Genomic DNA, 17,698 nt, shown 5'->3' with positions numbered 1-17,698 from the left:
CGGGAATCACGTTAATTGCGCCTTGTGCCCGATTGGCGTGGGATGCTCTGTCCATGACGTCGTCGTCCCCGTGCGACCCGCCCGGTGCCTCGTCGTACGCCCCGCCCCCCGAGTCGCCCCGGGGGCGGTGGCCGGCACGGGTCCGCTGGCGACGGGTCCCGCTCCCGGACCGGCGGGCGGTGCGGCTCGGCGTGCTGCTGCTGCTCGCGGGGACCACCGCCGTGGCGCTGTCCCGGGCCGGCGTCCCGGCGACCGCCCCGACGGCGGACGACCGGGGCCGCGCCTCGTACGTGGCGGCGCCGGACGGGCCGGAGCGGCCCTCCGCCTACCCCCGGGTGGGGGCGGGCAGCTTCACCACCGCGCCCGGCGACTCCCCGGTGCGGGGCACGGACGGCCCGCTGCTGCGCTACCGGGTGGCCGTCGAGCAGGACGCGGGCCAGGACGCCGCCGCCTTCGCCGCCGCCGTCGACGGCGTGCTGGCCGACCCGCGTAGCTGGATCGCCTCGGAGTGGCTGCGGGTGCAGCGGGTGGCGGAGGCGGCCGACGCCGACTTCACCGTCTATCTGGCCACCCCGGACACCTCCGAGCGGATGTGCGCCGAGGGCGGGCTGAGCACCGACGGTTACACCTCCTGCCGGCTCCCCGGCCGGGTGGTCGTCAACCTGGCGCGCTGGCTGGAGGCGGTCCCGGACTACGGGGCGCCGCTGGAGGTCTACCGCGCCTACCTGGTCAACCACGAGGTGGGGCACGAGCTGGGCGAGGTGCACCAGGCCTGCCCTGGCCCCGGCGAACCGGCGCCGGTGATGCAGCAGCAGACGTACGGGCTCGACGGGTGCGCCGCCAACGCCTGGCCGTACGTCGACGGCTCCCGGTACGACGGCGAGGTCGTCCGCGGCATCTGAGTTATTCCCGGTCCCGCAGTGCGGGCGGCGTGTCACTCCTCATGGCCGATCGGCACGGATGCGAGCGACAATGGCCCGGTTCGCCTCCAGCCGATCCCGGGGAGTCCACCGTGTCGTTGCCCCCGCTCGTCGAGCCCGCCGCCGAGCTGACCGTAGACGAGATCCGCCGCTACTCCCGTCACCTGATCATCCCGGACGTGGGGGTCGAGGGGCAGAAGCGGCTGAAGAACGCCCGGGTGCTCTGTGTCGGCGCCGGCGGTCTCGGCTCGCCGGCCCTGATGTACCTGGCCGCCGCCGGGGTCGGCACCCTGGGCATCATCGACTTCGACACCGTGGACGAGTCCAACCTCCAGCGGCAGATCATCCACGGCGTCTCCGACGTGGGCCGCTCGAAGGCCGAGTCCGCCGCGGCCTCGATCCGCGAGATCAACCCGCTGGTGACCGTGGAGATCCACAACACCGCGCTGGACCGGGAGAACGTCCGCGACATCTTCTCCCGCTACGACCTGATCGTCGACGGCACCGACAACTTCGCCACCCGCTACATGGTCAACGACGCGGCCGTGCTGCTCGGCAAGCCGTACGTCTGGGGGTCGATCTACCGCTTCGACGGCCAGGCGTCGGTGTTCTGGGCCGAGCACGGCCCCTGCTACCGCTGCCTCTACCCGGAGCCCCCGCCGCCCGGCATGGTCCCCTCGTGCGCCGAGGGTGGTGTGCTCGGCGTGCTCTGCGCGTCGATCGGATCCATCCAGGTCAACGAGGCGATCAAGCTGCTCGCCGGCATCGGCGAGCCGCTGGTCGGCCGGCTGATGGTCTACGACGCCCTGGAGATGGAGTACCGCAAGATCAAGGTCCGCAAGGACCCGAACTGCGCGCTCTGCGGCGAGAACCCCACGGTCACCGACCTGCTGGAGGACTACGAGGACTTCTGCGGCGCTGTGTCGGTGGAGGCACAGGAGGCGGTGGTCGACGCGACCATCACCGCGCTGGAGCTCAAGGAGTGGCAGGACGCGGGGAAGGACGTCTTCCTCGTCGACGTCCGCGAGCCGGCCGAGTACGAGATCGTCCGCATCCCCGGCGCGACGCTGATCCCCAAGGGCGAGATCATCTCGGGCGACGCGCTCGCCAGGCTGCCGCAGGACCGGCAGATCGTGCTGCACTGCAAGTCCGGGGTCCGCTCCGCGGAGGCGCTCGCCGCCATCAAGGCGGCCGGGTTCCGCGACGCGGTGCACGTGCAGGGCGGCGTGCTCTCCTGGATCAAGCAGGTCGATCCGTCGCTGCCCGCGTACTGACCGGTCGGCGAGGTCGCGGCGGGCCGTACCGACCCCGCGACCCCGGCCGATTCCCGGAGGCGGAATCGCGTTCGCGCAGGTAGCGTTGCCGCCGTGGTCGACATCGATGCCGCGGTGGGGTTCATCGTGGCGCACGGGGACGCGGTGGACCGCGCCCGGCTGTCCCGGTTGCGCACCGGTGCCCCGCCCCCGCCCGAGCTGCTCGACGACGCGGAGGTCGGCCAGACGCCCGGCGGCGGCTGGCCGGCGACGCTCGGCGCCGAGATCGCCTCGGTGGACGCCACCTGCTTCCGCCTGTCCGAGCTGGACGACCTGGGCGCGATCGGGCGTCCGGCCGCCCGCCGGGCCCTGGACTGGCTGGCTGCCCGGCAGTTGCCGCACGGCGGCTGGGAGGAGGACCCGGCGCTGGCCGGCGTCGCCCCCGAGTGGGCCCGGCCGGGCGACCCCGAGGCGGGGTTCTACCTGACCGCCAACGCCGGGTTCTGGCTGACCGTCGCGGGCCTGGACGCCCGGGCCGCCGGGCCGCTCGACCACCGGGTCGGCGGGGCGTACGCGCGTGTCGTGCACGCCGCCGCGCGGTCGCTGGCCGCCCGGCTGGGCCCGGACGGCGGCTGGCCGTCCTTCCTGCCCGCCGGCTGGCTCGCCGCGGCGGTGCTGCACCGGCAGGAGATGTTCCACGAGGCGGCCCGGATGCAGGTGATCCTCGCCGAGCGGATGCCGGAGCTGTCCCCGGGCGACGTGGCCTGGCTGGCCGCGACGCTGCGCCGCGTCGGCATCGACGGGCAGGACTGGATCCTGACCCGGGCGCGTCGACGGCTGACCGAGACCCAGCGCAGCGACGGCGGGTGGGAGAGCGACGACGGGCACCAGTTCGACGTGCACACGACGCTGAGCGTGATCCGCGCCTGGCGCTGAGGCTCCGCCCGCCCCCGCCCCCGCCCCCGCCCGAAGCGGCCGGCCTCGCCCGGGCCCGTCGGCCGCGGGCTCACCTGAGCTGGCTGATCACCAGGGGCCACCAGGCGTCCGGCGCGAAGGCCGGGCGGTCGATGCTCTCCAGGACGGTACGCAGCGTCTCCGCCCGTTCGGCCCGGCCCGGCTTGCCCTCGTCGGCCTCCACGAAGAGGGCGAACTGGAAGAGGAACTCGACGAAGGCGCGGAAGGTGCTGTTGACGGCCTGGACGTCCTGCTGCTCCAGGTCGTACTGGAGGATCTCGCCGGTCCTCGGGTCGAGCACGTAGAGCAGGTCGGGGTTGTCGGCGACCGTGCCGACCACGATCAGCCGGATGTCCAGCGACCCGTCCTCGGTGCTCAACTGGATCGTGTCGAACAGCTCGATGTCACCTTCGAGGAAGGCGGTGTAGACGACCGCCACGTCCAGCGGGATCTCGTCGCCGTCCGGCAGCATGTCGGGGGCGAATCCCCCCTCCAGCCAGGCCTCGCGCGGGTACGGGATGAGCTCGTCCTCGCTCCACAGTGAGCGGAACCGGGGGTCAGCGGCCATCGGTGGTCCTTCGCGTCTGGGGTGCGGGCGGGCGCCGGAGGCGGGTGGCGTCGGTGCGGCGCGGGCGGGTGGCGTCAGGACGCCAGGTCGGCGGCGACCAGCAGGCGCCGCCAGTTGTCGGCGTACTCGCCGGCGTGCCGGCCCGAGCGGAGCCGCTGGTCGCGGACGCCGGGACCGAGGACGAGGGCGACCAGCTCCGGGTAGCCGGGGCCGAGGACGTGCTCGTCGAAGAACGTGGCCACGTCGGGCGCGACGACCGTGAACTCCACGTCCTCGTCGGGGTGCTCGTACTGGAAGACGTAGTCGTCCGGCTCCATCCAGTAGACGTCGAGATCCTCGGTGTCGAGGTAGATCGGCGCGCCGGCCCCGATCTCGCCGTGCAGCCGGGGCGGGATGCTGTGCACCTCGTGGCCGACGGCCAGCGGGCTGCCCATCGGGTCGTCCTCGTCGACGGTGCGGGCCGCCCAGGCCGCCGGGCTGAGGATCGCCTCCGGCGGGGCGAAGCGGAAGTTGTCGCCCGCCAGCCGGCCGAAGAGGCCGTAGACCTCGGCCACCCCGGGCAGGTCGGGGAGCGGCTCCAGCGGGGTCGGCTCGCCGACGACGACGCCGAAGCCGCGTTCGGCCTCCAGGCTTCGCAGCAGCGCGAGCTTCTCCCGGATCCGGTCCAGTCGCGCCGGGTCCGGCGGGCCGGTCACGGGATCACCCTGACGATGACCGGGGTGCCCTCGGGAACGTCCCGCAGCGCGACCGAGATGTCGCTGCCGAGCTGGCGATTCGTCCACGCGTCCATCGGTCTGAGGTTATCGTACGTGTCCGTTCCGTCCAGTTGCAGCTCCTGGATGTGGTCGGGGTCGTAGCCCTGGCCCCGGCCCGTGATCGGCCCCTTGCCGGCGTAGAGGCGCTCCACCACGTTCTTGTTGGCCAGGTACTTGTTCGTCGCGGGGGTGCCCATGTCCTGGGTGAGGCGACCGTCCTTGGTCAGGTTGCGGATCATCCGGTCCCGGTAGACGTTGGTGCGGGTGCGCCGCCTGCCGGTCGCGGGGTCGTAGACCTTGTTGCTGTCCCGGTCCGACGCCGCCTTCTTCAGCCGGCCCTCCTGCCCGAGCCGTCGCAGGTCCCTGGCCTTGCGGTCGAAGTCGCGCCGGTCGAAGTCCGGCCGGTTCTTCAGCACCAGCACCGCCGGGCCCTTCGGCTTCGTGCCGGCGGACTTGGCCGTACGGAAGACGTCGGCGTTCTCCAGGTAGGCCGAGACGACGCGAGCGCCCCTGGCCTGGGTCTGCCGGGGCGGGTTGGTGCGCTTCCTAGCCATTGAGCACCGTCTCCACCGCCATGCCGATGAGCTGGTCGATGATGAGGCCGGTGATCATCTTGAAGATCGGGATCTGGAGGAGGGACGCCCCGAACGTGACCGTCGCCGTCACGATGGCCTGCGCGATCTGGATCGCCAACAGCGCCAGCTGGATGATCACCTGGATCTTCAGGGCCAGCACCACGCCCGCCGCGACCATCAACCCGACGCCGATGACGGTGGCCGGGCGGGCGACGTCGGCGATGTTGCGCGCGGCCGACTCGCCGTCGTTCCACTCGCCGGCGAAGGCGGTGAAGCTCGCGCCCCGGTTGTTGTCGAGCACCGTGCGCGCCGCCGACTCCAGCTGCGCGACCGATCCGGAGATCTGGCCGGCCATGCCGGTCCACTCCCCGGCGAGCTGGAAGATCGCCGTCTCGTCGGACTGCGGCCACTCGTAGCCGAGCATCGAGAGCAGGGCGGCGAGCTCACCCGGGAGTGTCAGGCCCACCGTGGCTCCTTTCGTGGTCGGAGCGGCTCAGGCGCCCAGCGAGCCGAGGATCGAGCGGAAGGAGGCGGCGGCGTTCTCCTCGGCGGCGCGGTAACCGTCGGCCATCTCGCGCAGCCCGTCGACATAGCTCTCCAGCTCGGTGATGTTGGTGCCGAGGCACTCGGCGAGCGCGTCCACGCACGCCTGGTGGGCGACGCCCAGCAGCGAGCCGATGTCGTCGCCGCCGAAGGCCGCGGCGTAGCCGCCGACCGCCGCCTGGAAGCCCTCGAAGACCTGGCGGACGGACTCCTTGGCCTGTTCGAGTTCGTCCGCGCCGCGACCCAGCGCGTCGAGGTCGACGTCGAGGCTCTCCACGCTCAGCTCCCGTGCAGCTTCCGCATCGTCTCGCTGACGGCCTGGCTGATCTCCCGCATCTGCCGCAGGCCCTGGTCCTGGAGGCGTTCGATGGTGGCGGTCATCGCGGCGAGGTCGGGCATCGGCTCGGCGGCGCCGGTCCCGTCGTCCTGGCCGTCGAGCGCCGCGTTGACCGCCTGCCGAAGCTCGGCGGCGAGGTATTCCGAGCCCTCCCGGAGCACCCGCGGGTCGAGGTCGACGGCGCTGACCCGGCCGTCGGTGCCGAGGGTGACCCGGATCCGGCCGTCGGCGGCCTCGGCCACCGACTCGATGCGCTCCCGGGGCGCGGCGGTGCCGCCCACCTCGCGCAGCGCGGCCCGCGCCTGCGCCAGTTGCTGCTCCAGGGCACTCTCGCCCAGCATGCCGCCTCCCCAGGACAAGCCGCGCCGAACCCGCACCAGCCTAACGGTCACCCGCAACGGACCGGCGTCCCCGCGGGCGGGGCACAGGCGGGACGGCTCCTGCCGGACGCCGCCGCCGGCGGCGCTCAGCCCCGCAGGTGACCGTCCCCGGTCACCACGTACTTGGTGGAGGTCAGCTCGGGCAGGCCCATCGGCCCGCGCGCGTGCAGCTTCTGGGTGGAGATGCCGATCTCGGCACCGAAGCCGAACTCGCCGCCGTCGGTGAAGCGGGTCGAGGCGTTGACCATCACCGCCGCGGCGTCCACCCGGGCCACGAACTCCCGGGCCGCGGTGGCCGAGTCGGTGACGATCGCCTCGGTGTGCCCGGTGCCGTACCGCCGGATGTGCGCGACCGCCGCGTCGAGCGAGTCGACGACGGCGACCGAGATGTCGGCGGAGAGGTACTCGGTGGCGAAGTCCTCGTCGGTGGCCGGCAGCACCGCGTCGGCGTGGGCGGCGACCCGCTCGTCGCCGTGCACGGTCACGCCCGCCTCGGCGAAGGCGGCCAGCACCGCCGGTAGGAAGGCGTCCGCGACCGCCGCGTGCACCAGCAGCGACTCGGCGGTGTTGCAGGTGGAGAGTCGCTGGGTCTTCGCGTTCAGCGCGATCGCGACGGCCTTGGCGAGGTCGGCGGCCGCGTCGACGTAGACGTGGCAGTTGCCCACGCCGGTCTCGATCACCGGCACGGTCGACTCCTCCACCACCGTGCGGATCAGCGACGCGCCGCCGCGCGGGATCAGCACGTCGACCAGGCCCCGGGCGCGCATCAGCTCCTTGACCGAGTCGCGGCTGGTGGCGTCGAGCAGCTGCACCGCGTCCGCCGGCAGGCCGGCGCCGGCCACCGCGTCGCGCAGCACGGCGACCAGGGCGGCGTTGGAGTGGGCCGCCGACGACGAGCCGCGCAGCAGCGCCGCGTTGCCGGACTTCAGACAGATGCCGGCGGCGTCGACCGTCACGTTGGGCCGGGCCTCGTAGATGATGCCCACCACGCCGAACGGCACCCGGATCTGGCGCAGCTCCAGCCCGTTGGGCAGGGTCGAACCCCGGACCACCTCGCCCACCGGGTCCGGCAGCGCGGCCATCTGCCGCAGCGCGTCGGCGATGCCGGCCACCCGCCCCGCGTCGAGGGCCAGCCGGTCCAGCACGGCCGCGCTCAGCCCGGCGTCGCGCCCGGCCGCCAGGTCCGTCGCGTTCGCGGCCAGGATCTCGGGCGTACGCGCCACCAGCGCGTCGGCCATCGCCACCAGTGCCGCGTCCTTGGCGGTACGCGTGGCCACGGCCAACGCCTCCGCCGCCGTACGCGCCCGCCGGGCCTGCTCGTTCACGCTCATCGCCGCACTCCTCACAGCAGTACCAGGTCGTCGCGGTGGACGACCTCGCGTTCGTACGCCGGGCCGAGCGCCGCGGCGAGTTCCGTGGTGGAGCGGCCGAGCAGCCCGGGCAGCTCGACCGCGTCGTAGTTGACCAGCCCTCGGGCGACCGGCGCGCCCCCGGCGTCGACCAGGTCGACCGGGTCGCCGGCGGTGAACGCGCCGTCCACGGCCGTGATGCCGGCGGGCAGCAGCGACTTGCGCCGGTCCACCACCGCCGCGACCGCGCCCGGGTCGAGGTGCAGCCGTCCCCGGGGCGACGTGGCGTGGGCCAGCCAGAAGAGCCGGGCGGTCGGCCGCCGGCGGCTCGGGTGGAACAGGGTGCCGACCGGCTCGCCGGCCACCGCCGCGGCGGCCAGCGGCGCGGCGGTGAGCACCACCGGGATGCCGAAGCCGGTGGCGATCCGGGCCGCCTCCACCTTGGTCACCATGCCGCCCGTGCCGACCCCGGCCCGACCGGCGCCGCCGATCTCGACCCCGGTGAGGTCCCGCTCGTCGTGCACCTCGCTGATCCGGCAGGAGCCCGGCCGGGCGGGGTCGCCGGTCCAGAGGGCGTCCACGTCGGAGAGGAGCACCAGCAGGTCGGCGTGGACCAGGGCGGCGACGAGGGCGGCCAGCCGGTCGTTGTCGCCGAACCGGATCTCCTCGGTGGCGACCGTGTCGTTCTCGTTGACGATCGGCACCGCCCGCAGGTCGAGCAGCTTGCGCAGGGTGCGGTACGCGTTGCGGTAGTGCGCCCGCCGGGTCACGTCGTCGACGGTGAGCAGGACCTGCCCGACGGTCAGCCCGTGCCGGGCGAAGGCGGCGGCGTACCGGCCGATCAGCAGGCCCTGGCCGACGCTGGCGGCGGCCTGCTGGGTGGCCAAATCGCGGGGGCGCCGGGGCAGCCCCAGTGGGGCGAGGCCGGCGGCGATCGCGCCGGAGCTGACCAGCACCACCTCGCGGCCCTGCGCGGCGAGCGAGCCCAGCGTGCCGACGAGCGCGTCGACCCGCTCGTCGTCCAGCCCGCCGCCGGCGGTGGTCAGCGAGGAGGATCCGATCTTGACGACGACCCGCCGGGCCGTCGTGACTGTCTCGCGCACCCGCCCATTCTGCGCGGTCGCTCCCCGCACGCCTCGGCGCGTTCTCATATCGTGGCCGGTCGTGAGACCTGACGAGTACGTCGAGGCGGTGCTGGAACTGGTCGAGCGGATCCCGCCCGGCCGGGTGATGTCGTACGGGGCGGTCGCCGACGCGCTGGCGGAGCGCTCGGGCCGGGCGTCCGCCCGGCTGGTCGGCTCGATCATGGCCCGGCACGGCGGCGGGGTGCCCTGGCACCGGGTGGTGAACGCGGCCGGCCGCCTGCCGCCCGGCCACGAGCGGGAGGCACGGGCCCGGCTGCGCGCCGAGGGGACGCCGCTGCGCGGCACCGGGGTGGACATGGCGGCGAGCTGGTCGCCGGGGGAGGGGATGTGACGCGGACCATAACGTGAGTAACATTCGGGCTCATGGACGCGCCGTCGGGTGGAGCTGGTCCGGTCGCTGGCGTGCTGCCGCGGCGGGTGCACGCCGGTTACGCGCTGGGGTCGCTGGCCACCGGCGCGTTCGGCACCGTGCCCGGCCTGCTCCTGCTGCCCTACCTCACCGACACGCTGGGCGTCGCGGCGGGCGCGGCCGCCCTGCTGGTGCTCCTGCCGAAGGCGTGGGACGTGCTGGTCAACCCGGTCGCCGGCCGGATCTCGGACCGCACCCGGTCGCGCTGGGGCGCCCGCCGGCCGTACCTGCTCGGAGCCGGGCTCGCGCTGGCCGCGTTCTTCGCCGCCATCTTCGCCGCGCCCTTCGGCGCCGGCGCGGCCGCCGGGGCGTACGTGGCGGTCGCCTTCCTCGCCGCCGCCACCGCGTTCGCCTTCTTCCAGGTGCCGTACGTGGCGATGCCGGCGGAGCTGACCGGCGACTACGCCGAACGTACCCGGCTGATGACCTGGCGGATCGCGGTGCTGGCGCTGGCCATCCTGGTCTCCGGCGCGGTGGCCCCACTGGTGCGCGACGCCGGCGGCGGAGGCGTCGCGGGGCACCGCTGGATGGGGCTCTTCGTCGCCGGACTGATCGTGCTCGGCGCGGTCGGCGCGTTCCTCGGGACCCGCGCCGCGCCCGGCGGCGCGGTGGGGGAGAGCGAGCCGACGCTGCGCGCCCAGCTCGCCGTCGCCGCCCGGAACCGCCCGTTCCGGGCGCTGCTGCTCTGCTTCGTCGTGCAGTCCGCCGGGGTGGCCACCGTCCTCGCCGGGGTCAACTACTTCGCCGACCAGATCCTGCGCGACCCCGAGGGCGGGGCGACCGTGCTGTTCGCCTGCTTCGTCGGGCCGGCGCTGCTGGTGATGCCGCTCTGGACCCGGGTCGGGGCGCGGGTCGGCAAGCTGGCCGCCCTGGTCGCCGCGTCGCTGATCTTCGCGGCGGGTGCGCTGGCCCTGGTCGCCGCCCCGGTGCTGCCCGCGCTCGCGACCTACCCCCTGGTCGCGCTCATCGGCGTCGGGTACGCCGGGCAGCAGGTCTTCGCCCTCGCCATGCTCCCGGACTGCATCGCGTACGACACGGCGCGCACCGGGCGGCGGCAGGCCGGCGTCTTCACCGGGCTCTGGACGGCCGGCGAGACCTTCGGGCTGGCCCTCGGGCCGGGCATCTTCGGCCTGGTGCTCCAGCTCACCGGCTACGTCTCCTCCGACACCGGCACGGCGGCGGCCCAGTCCGACACCGCCCGGCTCGGCATCCTGCTCGGCTTCACCGTCCTGCCCGCCCTCCTCGTCGGCCTGGCGGTCCTCCTGCTGCGTCCCTACGACCTCACCCCGGCCCGGCTGGCCGAGGCCGCGTCCCGCACCGCCCCCCGACCGGTTGTGCTGGGGAACGAGAGCCGCTGAACCTCCACGGAAAGGGCACCACGACTCCATGATCGACGAGGAAACCGGCCGGCGGGCGCTGCCCGGGAACGGGTTGCCTGCCGAGCGGGTACTGGCCGAGGTGCGGGCCCTGCGGGCCGCCGACCGGCCCACCCACGGGGGGCGGCTGTTCGCGTACGTCTACGACCCGGCGGTGCCGGGGCTGGACGAGCTGGCCGCCGCCGCGCACGCCGGCAGCGCACACGTCAACGGGCTCGACCCGACCGCCTTCCCGTCGCTGCTGGCGATGGAGAACGCGCTGGTCGGCGCGGCGGCCCGGCTGCTCGGCGGCGGGCCCGGCAGCGCCGCCCCGGACGTCGTCGGCAGCGTCACCAGCGGCGGCACCGAGTCGCTGATCCTGGCCGTGAAGGCCGCCCGGGACGCCCACCCGGAGATCGCGGCGCCCCGGATCGTGGTCCCGGCCAGCGCGCACGCCGCGTTCGCCAAGGCGGCGCACTACCTGCGGGTGGCGGTGGACCTCGTGCCCGTGTCGGCGCGGACGCTGCGACCGGCCGCCGCCGACGTGGCCGCCGCCATCGGTCCGGAGACGGTGCTGGTGGCCTGCTCCGCCCCCTCGTACGCGCACGGCGTCGTCGACCCGGTCGCCGAGATCGCCGGGGCGGCCGCCGCGGCCGGGGTGCGCTGCCACGTGGACGCCTGCTTCGGCGGCTGGACCCTGCCGTACCTGCGCCGGCTCGGGGCGGACGTGCCGCCGTTCGACTTCGCCGTCGCGGGGGTCACCTCGATCTCGGTGGACCTGCACAAGTACGCGTACGCCCCGAAGGGCGTGTCGGTGCTGCTGCACCGCGACGCGGCGCTGCGCGCCCCGCAGTACTTCGCGTACGCCGACTGGCCCGGCTACACGATGGTCAACCCCGTCATCGCCTCCACCCGCTCCGGCGGCCCGATCGCCGCCGCGTACGCCACCGTCCGGCACCTCGGCGACGACGGCTACCTGCGGCTCGCGGCGACGACGCGGGACGCCGTCGCCGGTCTGGCCGACGCCGTGCGGGCGGTCGACGGCCTGCGGCTGATGGCCGAGCCGGAGTCGACCGTGGTCTGCTTCACCGCCACCGATGCGGGGCTCGACCTCTTCGTCCTGGTCGACGAGCTGGCCGCCCGGGGCTGGCACACCCAGCCCCAGCTGTCGTACGCCGACCTGCCGCCGAGCGTGCACCTGACGGTGACCGCCGCGGTGGCGCCCCGGGTGGCGGAGTTCGGCCCGGACCTGGCCGACGCGGTGGCCGCCGCGCGGGCGGCCGGGCCGGTCGGGCTCCCCGCCGAGCTGCTCGCCCTCGCTTCCACACTGACCGCCGACGCGCTCACCCCCGAGCTGGTCGCGGGGCTGGCCGCCGGGCTGGGCCTGGGCGGCCCGGCCGGGGCCACCGCCCCCGACCCGGACGCCGCCGCCCCCGGCCGGTCGGACGGCACGGCGCCGGGCGGGCCGCTGCCGGGGCGGATGGCGCCGGTGAACGCGCTGCTCGACGCCGCGCCCCCCGCGCTGCGGGAACGACTGCTGGTGGAGTTCGTCGGCCTGCTGCAACGCCCGACGTACTGAGACCCGGTGCGGCGTCGGGCGCGCCGCACCGGGATCCCGGTCACCGCCAGCTGACCGTGGCGCTGTTGTTGTCGAGGTCCGGTTGGTCGTCAGCCACCTTCGGCGGCGACGCCGAGGGCGACGGTGTCACCGCCTGCCCGCGCGGAGCGACCGGACGTCCCCGCCGGTGGCTGTGGTTGACTGGTGGCCGGGCTCGGGAAGGGGGCGGTCGTGCAGGTGCCGGGAGTGCTCGGCGAGCCGATCCGGTTCGTGCTGAACTGGGGCCGCCGCTACTCGCTCTGGGTCTTCAACTTCGGCCTGGCCTGCTGCGCGATCGAGTTCATCGCCACCAGCATGGGCCGGCACGACTTCATGCGCCTCGGCGTGATCCCGTTCGCGCACGGTCCCCGGCAGGCCGACCTGATGGTGGTCTCCGGGACGGTCACCGACAAGATGGCGCCGGCCATCAAGCGGCTCTACGACCAGATGCCCGAGCCGAAGTACGTCATCTCGTTCGGCGCCTGCTCCAACTGCGGCGGCCCCTACTGGGACTCCTACTCGGTGACCAAGGGCGTCGACCAGCTCATCCCCGTCGACGTCTACGTGCCCGGCTGCCCGCCCCGGCCCGAGGCGCTGCTGCACGGCATCCTGCGGCTCCAGGAGAAGATCGCCGCCGAGCAGTCCGGGATCGGCGGGGTGCCCCGCCCGGACGCGCTCGCCGCGCCGCTCGACGCCGCGCCGGCCGACGGGAGGCCCACCGGCGCGCCCCCGCGCTCGGCGGAGTCGCTGACCGCCCCGCCGGTCCGCCCGCCCACCCCCTGAGCGGTACGGTCCGCTCGGACGAGCCCCCGGGTTGGCGGTCGAGGCTAGCCTGCGCACCATGAACCACTCCGCCGACCAGCGTTCCGCCCACATCGTCGACGTGCTCACCGAGGAGTTCGGCGCGTCGATGGCACTCGACCCGGCCGCCTTCCGGCGCAAGTTCCGCAAGATGGCCGCGTCACCGTTCGCGTTCTACCGGGGTAGCGCCTCGCTCTTCTACGCCGACCAGGTCGGCGACTTCGCCGACGACCGGTTCCTCGACGAGCGCACCAGCCGGGTGTGGATCCACGGCGACCTGCACGCGGAGAACTTCGGCACGTACATGAACGCCTCCGGGCAGCTCGTGTTCAACGTCAACGACTTCGACGAGGCGTACGTCGGGCCGTTCAGCTGGGACCTCAAGCGCCTGGCGGCCAGCGTGGCGCTGCTCGGCTACGCCAAGGCGCTCTCCGACCGGGCGATCAGCGACCTGGTCGCCGGATTCGCCGGGTCCTACCTGACCGAGCTGCGGGCCATCGCGGCGGGCGGCGACGACGCCATCGGCTCGATCACCCTCGACAACGCCGACGGGGTGCTGCGCCGGGTGCTCCAGCAGGCGCGGCTCAACACCCGGGTCGACCTGCTCGCCACGCAGACCACCGTCGACAACTACGAGCGGCGGTTCTCGCTGGGCGACGGCGTGTTCGAGGTCGACGACGAGACCCGGGCACGGGTCTGCGCCGCGTTCGAGGAGTACCTGGGCACGCTGCCGGCCTTCTCCGCCCAGCTCCGCCCGGTGGCCACGCACATCAAGGACGTGGTGCTGCGCAAGGGCGTGGGCATCGGCTCGGCCGGGCTGCCATCGTACAACCTGCTGCTGGAGGGGCACACCCAGGCGCTGGAGAACGACGTCGTCATCTACATGAAGCAGGCCCAGGTGCCGGCGGTGGCCCGGCACATCCGGGACGACTCGGTGGCGGGCTACTTCCAGCACCAGGGGCACCGCACCGCCGAGTCCCAGCGCGCACTCCAGGCGCACGCGGACCCGTGGCTGGGCTTCACCGAACTGGACGGGGCCGGCCAGCTCGTCGCCGAGGTCTCCCCGTACGCGGCCGACCTGGACTGGGCCGACGTGAACGAGCCGGAGGAGCTGGCCGGCGTGCTGGCCGACCTGGGCCGGGCGGTCGCCCGGATGCACTCGGTGGCCGACGACGAGTCCAGCCACGACCTGGTCGACTACTCCACCGAGGAGGCGATCGTGGCGGCGGTGGACGCCGACGAGGCGGGGTTCGTGGCCCACCTGGTCGACTTCGCCCACGCGTACGGCGTCCGCGCCCGGCAGGACCACCAGCTCTTCGTCGACCTGTTCCGCAACGGCCGGCTGCCCGGCCTCTGAGCGGGGTCAGGAGGCGAACTCCAGCACCACCTTGATGTCGTTCGGTCCGGGGGTGTACGCCTCGGCGTACGCCTCCACCGGCACCCGGCGGGTGATCAGCGCGGCGAGCCACGACGCGTCGGCGCGGGCCAGCGCGGCGGCGGCGAGCTCCCAGTGCCGGCGGTTGGCGTTCACCGAGCCGAACACCACGTTGTTCTCCAGCACGAGGGCGCGGTTGAGCGCCCCGGCGTCGAGGTCGATGGTCCGCCCGCCGCTGGAGACGCCGGTCAGGCAGACGATGCCGGTCGGCGCGACCTTGTACATGACGTCGAGGACCACGACCGGCGCCCCGGTGCACTCCAGCACCACGTCCGGCTCGAAGTCCAGATCGCAGACGGACACGGTGTGGTATGTCGCCCCGAGCGCCCGGACCAACTCCGGCTTGGGCCCCGTCGTGTTGCGGTCCAGCACGTGCACGGCGAGCCCGCGCTGGGTGGCCAGCAGCGCCGCCAGCAGGCCGATCGGCCCGGCCCCCGTCACCAGCACGGTCCGCGGCTGCCACTCGGCCCGGGCGCCGATGCGCTCGATGTGCTCCCACGCCTTCGCCACCACGCTGGTCGGCTCCAGCAGCATGCCGACCGGGGCGAGGGCCCGGTCCAGGCCGACGGCGAAGCGGGGTTGCAGCCGCCAGCGGTCCCGGGCGAAGCCGGGCAGGGCCTTGATGCCGTGCTCGGTGAAGCGGCCGTTGCGGCACATGTCCCACTCGCCGACCGCGCAGTTCGGGCAGGGGACCGGGTCGGGGTGCCGGACGACCCCCGCCACCAGGTCGCCGGGCCGCAGGGTGCCCGACGGGTCCTCCAGCACCCGGCCCAGCGACTCGTGCCCGAGCACCAGCCGGTCCGCGCCGGGCGGCGCCTCGCCGTACTCGCCTGCGATGATCTCGTGGTCGGTGCCGCAGATCCCCACCGCCAGCGCCTCGACCAGGATCGCGCCCTCCTCGGGCGGCGGCTCCGGATGGTCCTCGACCAGCCGCAGGGAATCGGCGACACCCGGGTTGACAGTCACAGCGCGCACGGCCTCATCCTTCCCCGCCGACCGGCCGGCCGCCGGGCGAAGCGACCAGATCGCCCCGGATCGGGGCCGCCCCGCCGGCGCCGCCGGCCGACCGGGCGGGTCCGGGGGCACCGCTCGCTCCGGCGGGGGCCGCGGGGCAGGCCCTAGGATCAGCGGCATGACTCCGGAAGAGGTCGGCCAGCGGGTCGTCGCGCTGCTCGCGCCCGCCGAGGTGACCCCGTCGGTCTCCGGCGGTCAGGCGTACGCCCGCGCCACCGTCGACGTACCGGCGGCGAACTGGCCGGAGGCGCTCCGCGCGGCCCGCGACGACGCCGAGCTGGCCTGCGACTACTTCGACTGGCTCTCCGCCGTCGACGAGCTGGCCGGTGGCTTCGACGTGGTGGCGCACCTCTGGTCCACCACCCGCCGGCACGGCCTCCTGCTGCGCACCCGGGTGCCCCGCGAGGCCCCGGCGGTCGCCTCGGTGGTCGACGTCTACCCGGGTGCCGCCTGGCACGAGCGCGAGACGCACGAGATGTTCGGCATCGACTTCCCCGGCCACGAGGGACTGGCGCCGCTGCTGCTGCCGCCGGAGTTCGAGGGCCACCCGCTGCGCAAGGAGTTCGTGCTCGCCTCCCGGGTGGCGAAGCCCTGGCCGGGCGCCAAGGAACCGGGCGAGTCCGAGGCCGGCGGCGGGCGCCGGCCGATCCGCCCGCCGGGCGTGCCCGCGCCGGGGGAGTGGGGGACGACGCCGACTCCGGCCGGCGCGGGCGGGGTCGGTGAGGGCCCGCGCGGCGGCACCCCGGCCCGTCCGGCCCGGGAGCGGCCCGCCCGCCCGGCCCCGGGGACCCGCCCGGCCCGTACCGCCCGCCCCGCCCCCGACGATCCGCCGTCCGCGGTGCCGTCCGACGGCCCTTCGTCCGCCCCGGGAGGCGACGGTCCGGCGTCCGCCCCGACGGCCACCACCGCCGGCACCGGTTCGCCGCCCGGCGCGCCCGGCGGCGGGGTCGCCCGCTCCGGTCCACCGGCGGACCGGCCGGCTCCGGCGGGACCGGCCGCGACGGAACGATCCGGCGACGACGGAGGTACGCCCTGATGCCGCTGTGGTTGGAGCTGGTGATCCGGGTGGGCGGGGTGCTGGCCGCCTTCCTCGTCCTGCCGCTGCTGGTCGGTCAGGCCGAGCACAAGGTGATGGCGCACATGCAGGGCCGGCTCGGTCCGATGTACGCCGGCGGCTTCCACGGCTGGGCCCAACTGGTCGCCGACGGAATCAAGTTCGTGCAGAAGGAGGACGTCACGCCCCGGGAGGCCGACCGGGCGGTCTTCCGGCTCGCGCCTGCCGTCGCCCTGGTGCCCTACCTGCTGGTGCTGCTCGTGATCCCGCTCGGCCCGGACGACCTGGTCGGGCAGCCGCTGGGCATCGGCCTCTTCTTCGTGCTGGCCGTCGTGGGCGTGGGCGTACTGGCGGTGCTGATGTCGGCGTGGGCGTCGGCGAACAAGTACAGCCTGCTCGGCGGGCTGCGCGGGGCGGCCCAGCTGCTCGGCTACGAGCTGCCGCTGGTGCTGGCCGCCGCGTCGGTGGCGATGGCGGCCGGCACGCTCAGCCTCTCCGGCATCGTCGAGGCGTGGCAGCCGTGGTGGCTGCTCTGGCAGGCCCCGGCCATGGTCGTCTTCTTCCTCGCCGGGCTCGCTGAGATCCGCCGCCCGCCGTTCGACATGCCGGTCGCCGACTCGGAGCTGGTCTTCGGCTACATGACCGAGTACACGGGCCTGCGGTTCGCCTTCTTTTTGCTCGCCGAGTACGTCGGGATCGTGGTCATCGCCGCGCTCACCACCGTGCTCTTCCTCGGCGGCTGGCAGGGCCCGTTCGCCGACGCGCAGCTCGGCTGGCTGTGGACCCTGCTGAAGGTCTTCGCCGTCTCGTTCGTGATCATCTGGCTCCGGGTGTCCTACCCCCGGCTGCGCGAGGACCAGCTCCAGCGCCTCTGCTGGCTCGTCCTGGTCCCCGTCTCCCTCGGCCAGCTCGTCCTGACGGCTGCCGTCCGCATAGCGCTGTAACCCCCACCCGCCCCGCCCCGCGCCCCCCGCGCCCCTCGTCCTCGTCCCCCGCGCCCCTCGTCCTCCGCGCCCCTCGTCCTCCGCGCCCCTCGTCCTCCGCGCCCCTCGTCCTCCGCGCCCCTCGTCCTCCGCGCCCCTCGTCCTCCGCGCCCCTCGTCCTCCGCGCCCCTCGTCCTCCGCGCCGATCTTGCACTTTCGGCCCGGGCATATCCCTCCCGAGCGGACACCGGACGGGCGTGAAGTGCATGATCGCTGGGGCGTGGGGCGTGGGGCGTGGGGCGTGGGGCGTGGGGCGTGGGGCGTGGGGCGT

General features: G+C 74.5%; 18 protein-coding genes and 1 pseudogene. 10 read left to right on the top strand and 9 right to left on the bottom strand.

Features of this window, described 5'->3' with window-relative positions; translation table 11 throughout:
* Window positions 1–53: 53 nt before the first annotated feature.
* From V6V16_RS12295 to V6V16_RS12285, 3 genes are all read left to right on the top strand, one after another.
* Window positions 54–902 carry a DUF3152 domain-containing protein gene (locus tag V6V16_RS12295; protein ID WP_334562122.1) on the top strand — a complete coding sequence of 283 codons (849 nt, stop codon included), beginning with the start codon at window positions 54–56 and terminating at the stop codon, window positions 900–902.
* Between the two features lie 110 nt (window positions 903–1,012).
* Window positions 1,013–2,194: an adenylyltransferase/sulfurtransferase MoeZ gene (gene moeZ / locus V6V16_RS12290; RefSeq protein ID WP_442934069.1), complete on the top strand. Its 1,182-nt coding sequence runs from the start codon at window positions 1,013–1,015 to the stop codon at window positions 2,192–2,194.
* A gap of 93 nt (window positions 2,195–2,287) precedes the next feature.
* Window positions 2,288–3,109 (top strand): prenyltransferase/squalene oxidase repeat-containing protein, encoded by an 822-nt coding sequence (locus V6V16_RS12285; RefSeq protein WP_334562119.1) that lies wholly within the window; start codon window positions 2,288–2,290, stop codon window positions 3,107–3,109.
* 70 nt (window positions 3,110–3,179) lie between these two features.
* Here the strand turns inward: V6V16_RS12285 and V6V16_RS12280 are convergent, their stop codons facing one another.
* The 8 genes from V6V16_RS12280 to proB form a co-directional block, all read right to left on the bottom strand.
* Window positions 3,180–3,695, bottom strand: coding sequence for an SUKH-4 family immunity protein (locus V6V16_RS12280; protein WP_334562118.1), 516 nt, complete (start codon window positions 3,693–3,695; stop codon window positions 3,180–3,182).
* A gap of 74 nt (window positions 3,696–3,769) precedes the next feature.
* On the bottom strand, window positions 3,770–4,390 hold the full coding sequence (locus V6V16_RS12275; protein WP_334562117.1) for a hypothetical protein: 621 nt from the start codon (window positions 4,388–4,390) through the stop codon (window positions 3,770–3,772).
* The gene (locus V6V16_RS12270; protein WP_334562116.1) at window positions 4,387–5,004 is read right to left on the bottom strand and encodes a hypothetical protein; all 618 of its coding nucleotides are present in this window, start codon (window positions 5,002–5,004) and stop codon (window positions 4,387–4,389) included. The genes V6V16_RS12275 and V6V16_RS12270 overlap by 4 nt, the downstream gene beginning before the upstream one ends.
* Window positions 4,997–5,491: a WXG100-like domain-containing protein gene (locus V6V16_RS12265; protein ID WP_334562115.1), complete on the bottom strand. Its 495-nt coding sequence runs from the start codon at window positions 5,489–5,491 to the stop codon at window positions 4,997–4,999. Before V6V16_RS12265 ends, V6V16_RS12270 begins: the two co-directional genes overlap by 8 nt.
* Before the next feature lie 27 nt (window positions 5,492–5,518).
* Complete coding sequence (locus V6V16_RS12260; RefSeq protein ID WP_334562114.1) at window positions 5,519–5,845, bottom strand: WXG100 family type VII secretion target; 327 nt, start codon at window positions 5,843–5,845, stop codon at window positions 5,519–5,521.
* Between the two features lie 2 nt (window positions 5,846–5,847).
* Complete coding sequence (locus tag V6V16_RS12255) at window positions 5,848–6,246, bottom strand: YbaB/EbfC family nucleoid-associated protein (RefSeq protein ID WP_334562113.1); 399 nt, start codon at window positions 6,244–6,246, stop codon at window positions 5,848–5,850.
* A gap of 125 nt (window positions 6,247–6,371) precedes the next feature.
* The gene (locus V6V16_RS12250) at window positions 6,372–7,616 is read right to left on the bottom strand and encodes a glutamate-5-semialdehyde dehydrogenase (protein ID WP_334562112.1); all 1,245 of its coding nucleotides are present in this window, start codon (window positions 7,614–7,616) and stop codon (window positions 6,372–6,374) included.
* 11 nt (window positions 7,617–7,627) lie between these two features.
* A complete protein-coding gene (gene proB, locus V6V16_RS12245; protein WP_334562111.1) occupies window positions 7,628–8,737 on the bottom strand; it encodes a glutamate 5-kinase in 1,110 nt (369 codons plus the stop codon).
* A gap of 61 nt (window positions 8,738–8,798) precedes the next feature.
* Between proB and V6V16_RS12240 the strand changes: the two genes are divergently transcribed.
* The 5 genes from V6V16_RS12240 (at window position 8,799) to V6V16_RS12220 (ending at window position 14,298) form a co-directional block, all read left to right on the top strand.
* Window positions 8,799–9,110 carry an MGMT family protein gene (locus V6V16_RS12240; RefSeq protein WP_334562110.1) on the top strand — a complete coding sequence of 104 codons (312 nt, stop codon included), beginning with the start codon at window positions 8,799–8,801 and terminating at the stop codon, window positions 9,108–9,110.
* A 32-nt stretch (window positions 9,111–9,142) separates the two neighbouring features.
* Window positions 9,143–10,546 (top strand): MFS transporter, encoded by a 1,404-nt coding sequence (locus V6V16_RS12235; protein ID WP_334562109.1) that lies wholly within the window; start codon window positions 9,143–9,145, stop codon window positions 10,544–10,546.
* 28 nt (window positions 10,547–10,574) lie between these two features.
* On the top strand, window positions 10,575–12,122 hold the full coding sequence (locus V6V16_RS12230) for a pyridoxal phosphate-dependent decarboxylase family protein (RefSeq protein ID WP_334562108.1): 1,548 nt from the start codon (window positions 10,575–10,577) through the stop codon (window positions 12,120–12,122).
* A gap of 210 nt (window positions 12,123–12,332) precedes the next feature.
* Window positions 12,333–12,923 (top strand): NADH-quinone oxidoreductase subunit B, encoded by a 591-nt coding sequence (locus V6V16_RS12225; RefSeq protein ID WP_334562181.1) that lies wholly within the window; start codon window positions 12,333–12,335, stop codon window positions 12,921–12,923.
* Window positions 12,924–12,981: 58 nt separating this feature from the next.
* Entirely contained in the window at window positions 12,982–14,298 is a 1,317-nt protein-coding gene (locus V6V16_RS12220) for a DUF2252 domain-containing protein (RefSeq protein WP_334562107.1), read from the top strand.
* Between the two features lie 6 nt (window positions 14,299–14,304).
* On the opposite strand, the gene V6V16_RS12215 is transcribed toward V6V16_RS12220, so the two are convergent.
* Complete coding sequence (locus V6V16_RS12215) at window positions 14,305–15,351, bottom strand: glucose 1-dehydrogenase (RefSeq protein ID WP_334562106.1); 1,047 nt, start codon at window positions 15,349–15,351, stop codon at window positions 14,305–14,307.
* A gap of 157 nt (window positions 15,352–15,508) precedes the next feature.
* Here V6V16_RS12215 and V6V16_RS12210 point away from each other — a divergent pair.
* Both V6V16_RS12210 and V6V16_RS12205 read left to right on the top strand, forming a co-directional pair.
* A pseudogene (locus tag V6V16_RS12210) lies at window positions 15,509–16,132 on the top strand (NADH-quinone oxidoreductase subunit C); the annotation flags it as partial.
* A 293-nt stretch (window positions 16,133–16,425) separates the two neighbouring features.
* Entirely contained in the window at window positions 16,426–17,388 is a 963-nt protein-coding gene (locus V6V16_RS12205) for a complex I subunit 1/NuoH family protein (RefSeq protein WP_334562105.1), read from the top strand.
* Window positions 17,389–17,698 lie beyond the last annotated feature (310 nt).

The organism is Micromonospora sp. CPCC 205561 (genome assembly GCF_036906775.1).
Classification (GTDB): Bacteria; Actinomycetota; Actinomycetes; order Mycobacteriales; family Micromonosporaceae; genus Micromonospora.
The sequence above is the reverse complement of the archived record's forward strand: the minus strand, read 5'-3'. Positions and strand labels throughout refer to the sequence as shown.

What these genes read in the sequence shown, in the direction of transcription:
- V6V16_RS12295 (WP_334562122.1), top strand. Translation starts at nt 54, where the DNA reads ATGACGTCGTCGTCCCCGTGCGACCCGCCCGGTGCCTCGTCGTACGCC.
- V6V16_RS12280 (WP_334562118.1), bottom strand. Translation starts at nt 3,695, where the DNA reads ATGGCCGCTGACCCCCGGTTCCGCTCACTGTGGAGCGAGGACGAGCTC.
- V6V16_RS12270 (WP_334562116.1), bottom strand. Translation starts at nt 5,004, where the DNA reads ATGGCTAGGAAGCGCACCAACCCGCCCCGGCAGACCCAGGCCAGGGGC.
- V6V16_RS12255 (WP_334562113.1), bottom strand. Translation starts at nt 6,246, where the DNA reads ATGCTGGGCGAGAGTGCCCTGGAGCAGCAACTGGCGCAGGCGCGGGCC.
- V6V16_RS12250 (WP_334562112.1), bottom strand. Translation starts at nt 7,616, where the DNA reads ATGAGCGTGAACGAGCAGGCCCGGCGGGCGCGTACGGCGGCGGAGGCG.
- V6V16_RS12235 (WP_334562109.1), top strand. Translation starts at nt 9,143, where the DNA reads ATGGACGCGCCGTCGGGTGGAGCTGGTCCGGTCGCTGGCGTGCTGCCG.
- V6V16_RS12230 (WP_334562108.1), top strand. Translation starts at nt 10,575, where the DNA reads ATGATCGACGAGGAAACCGGCCGGCGGGCGCTGCCCGGGAACGGGTTG.
- V6V16_RS12220 (WP_334562107.1), top strand. Translation starts at nt 12,982, where the DNA reads ATGAACCACTCCGCCGACCAGCGTTCCGCCCACATCGTCGACGTGCTC.
- V6V16_RS12205 (WP_334562105.1), top strand. Translation starts at nt 16,426, where the DNA reads ATGCCGCTGTGGTTGGAGCTGGTGATCCGGGTGGGCGGGGTGCTGGCC.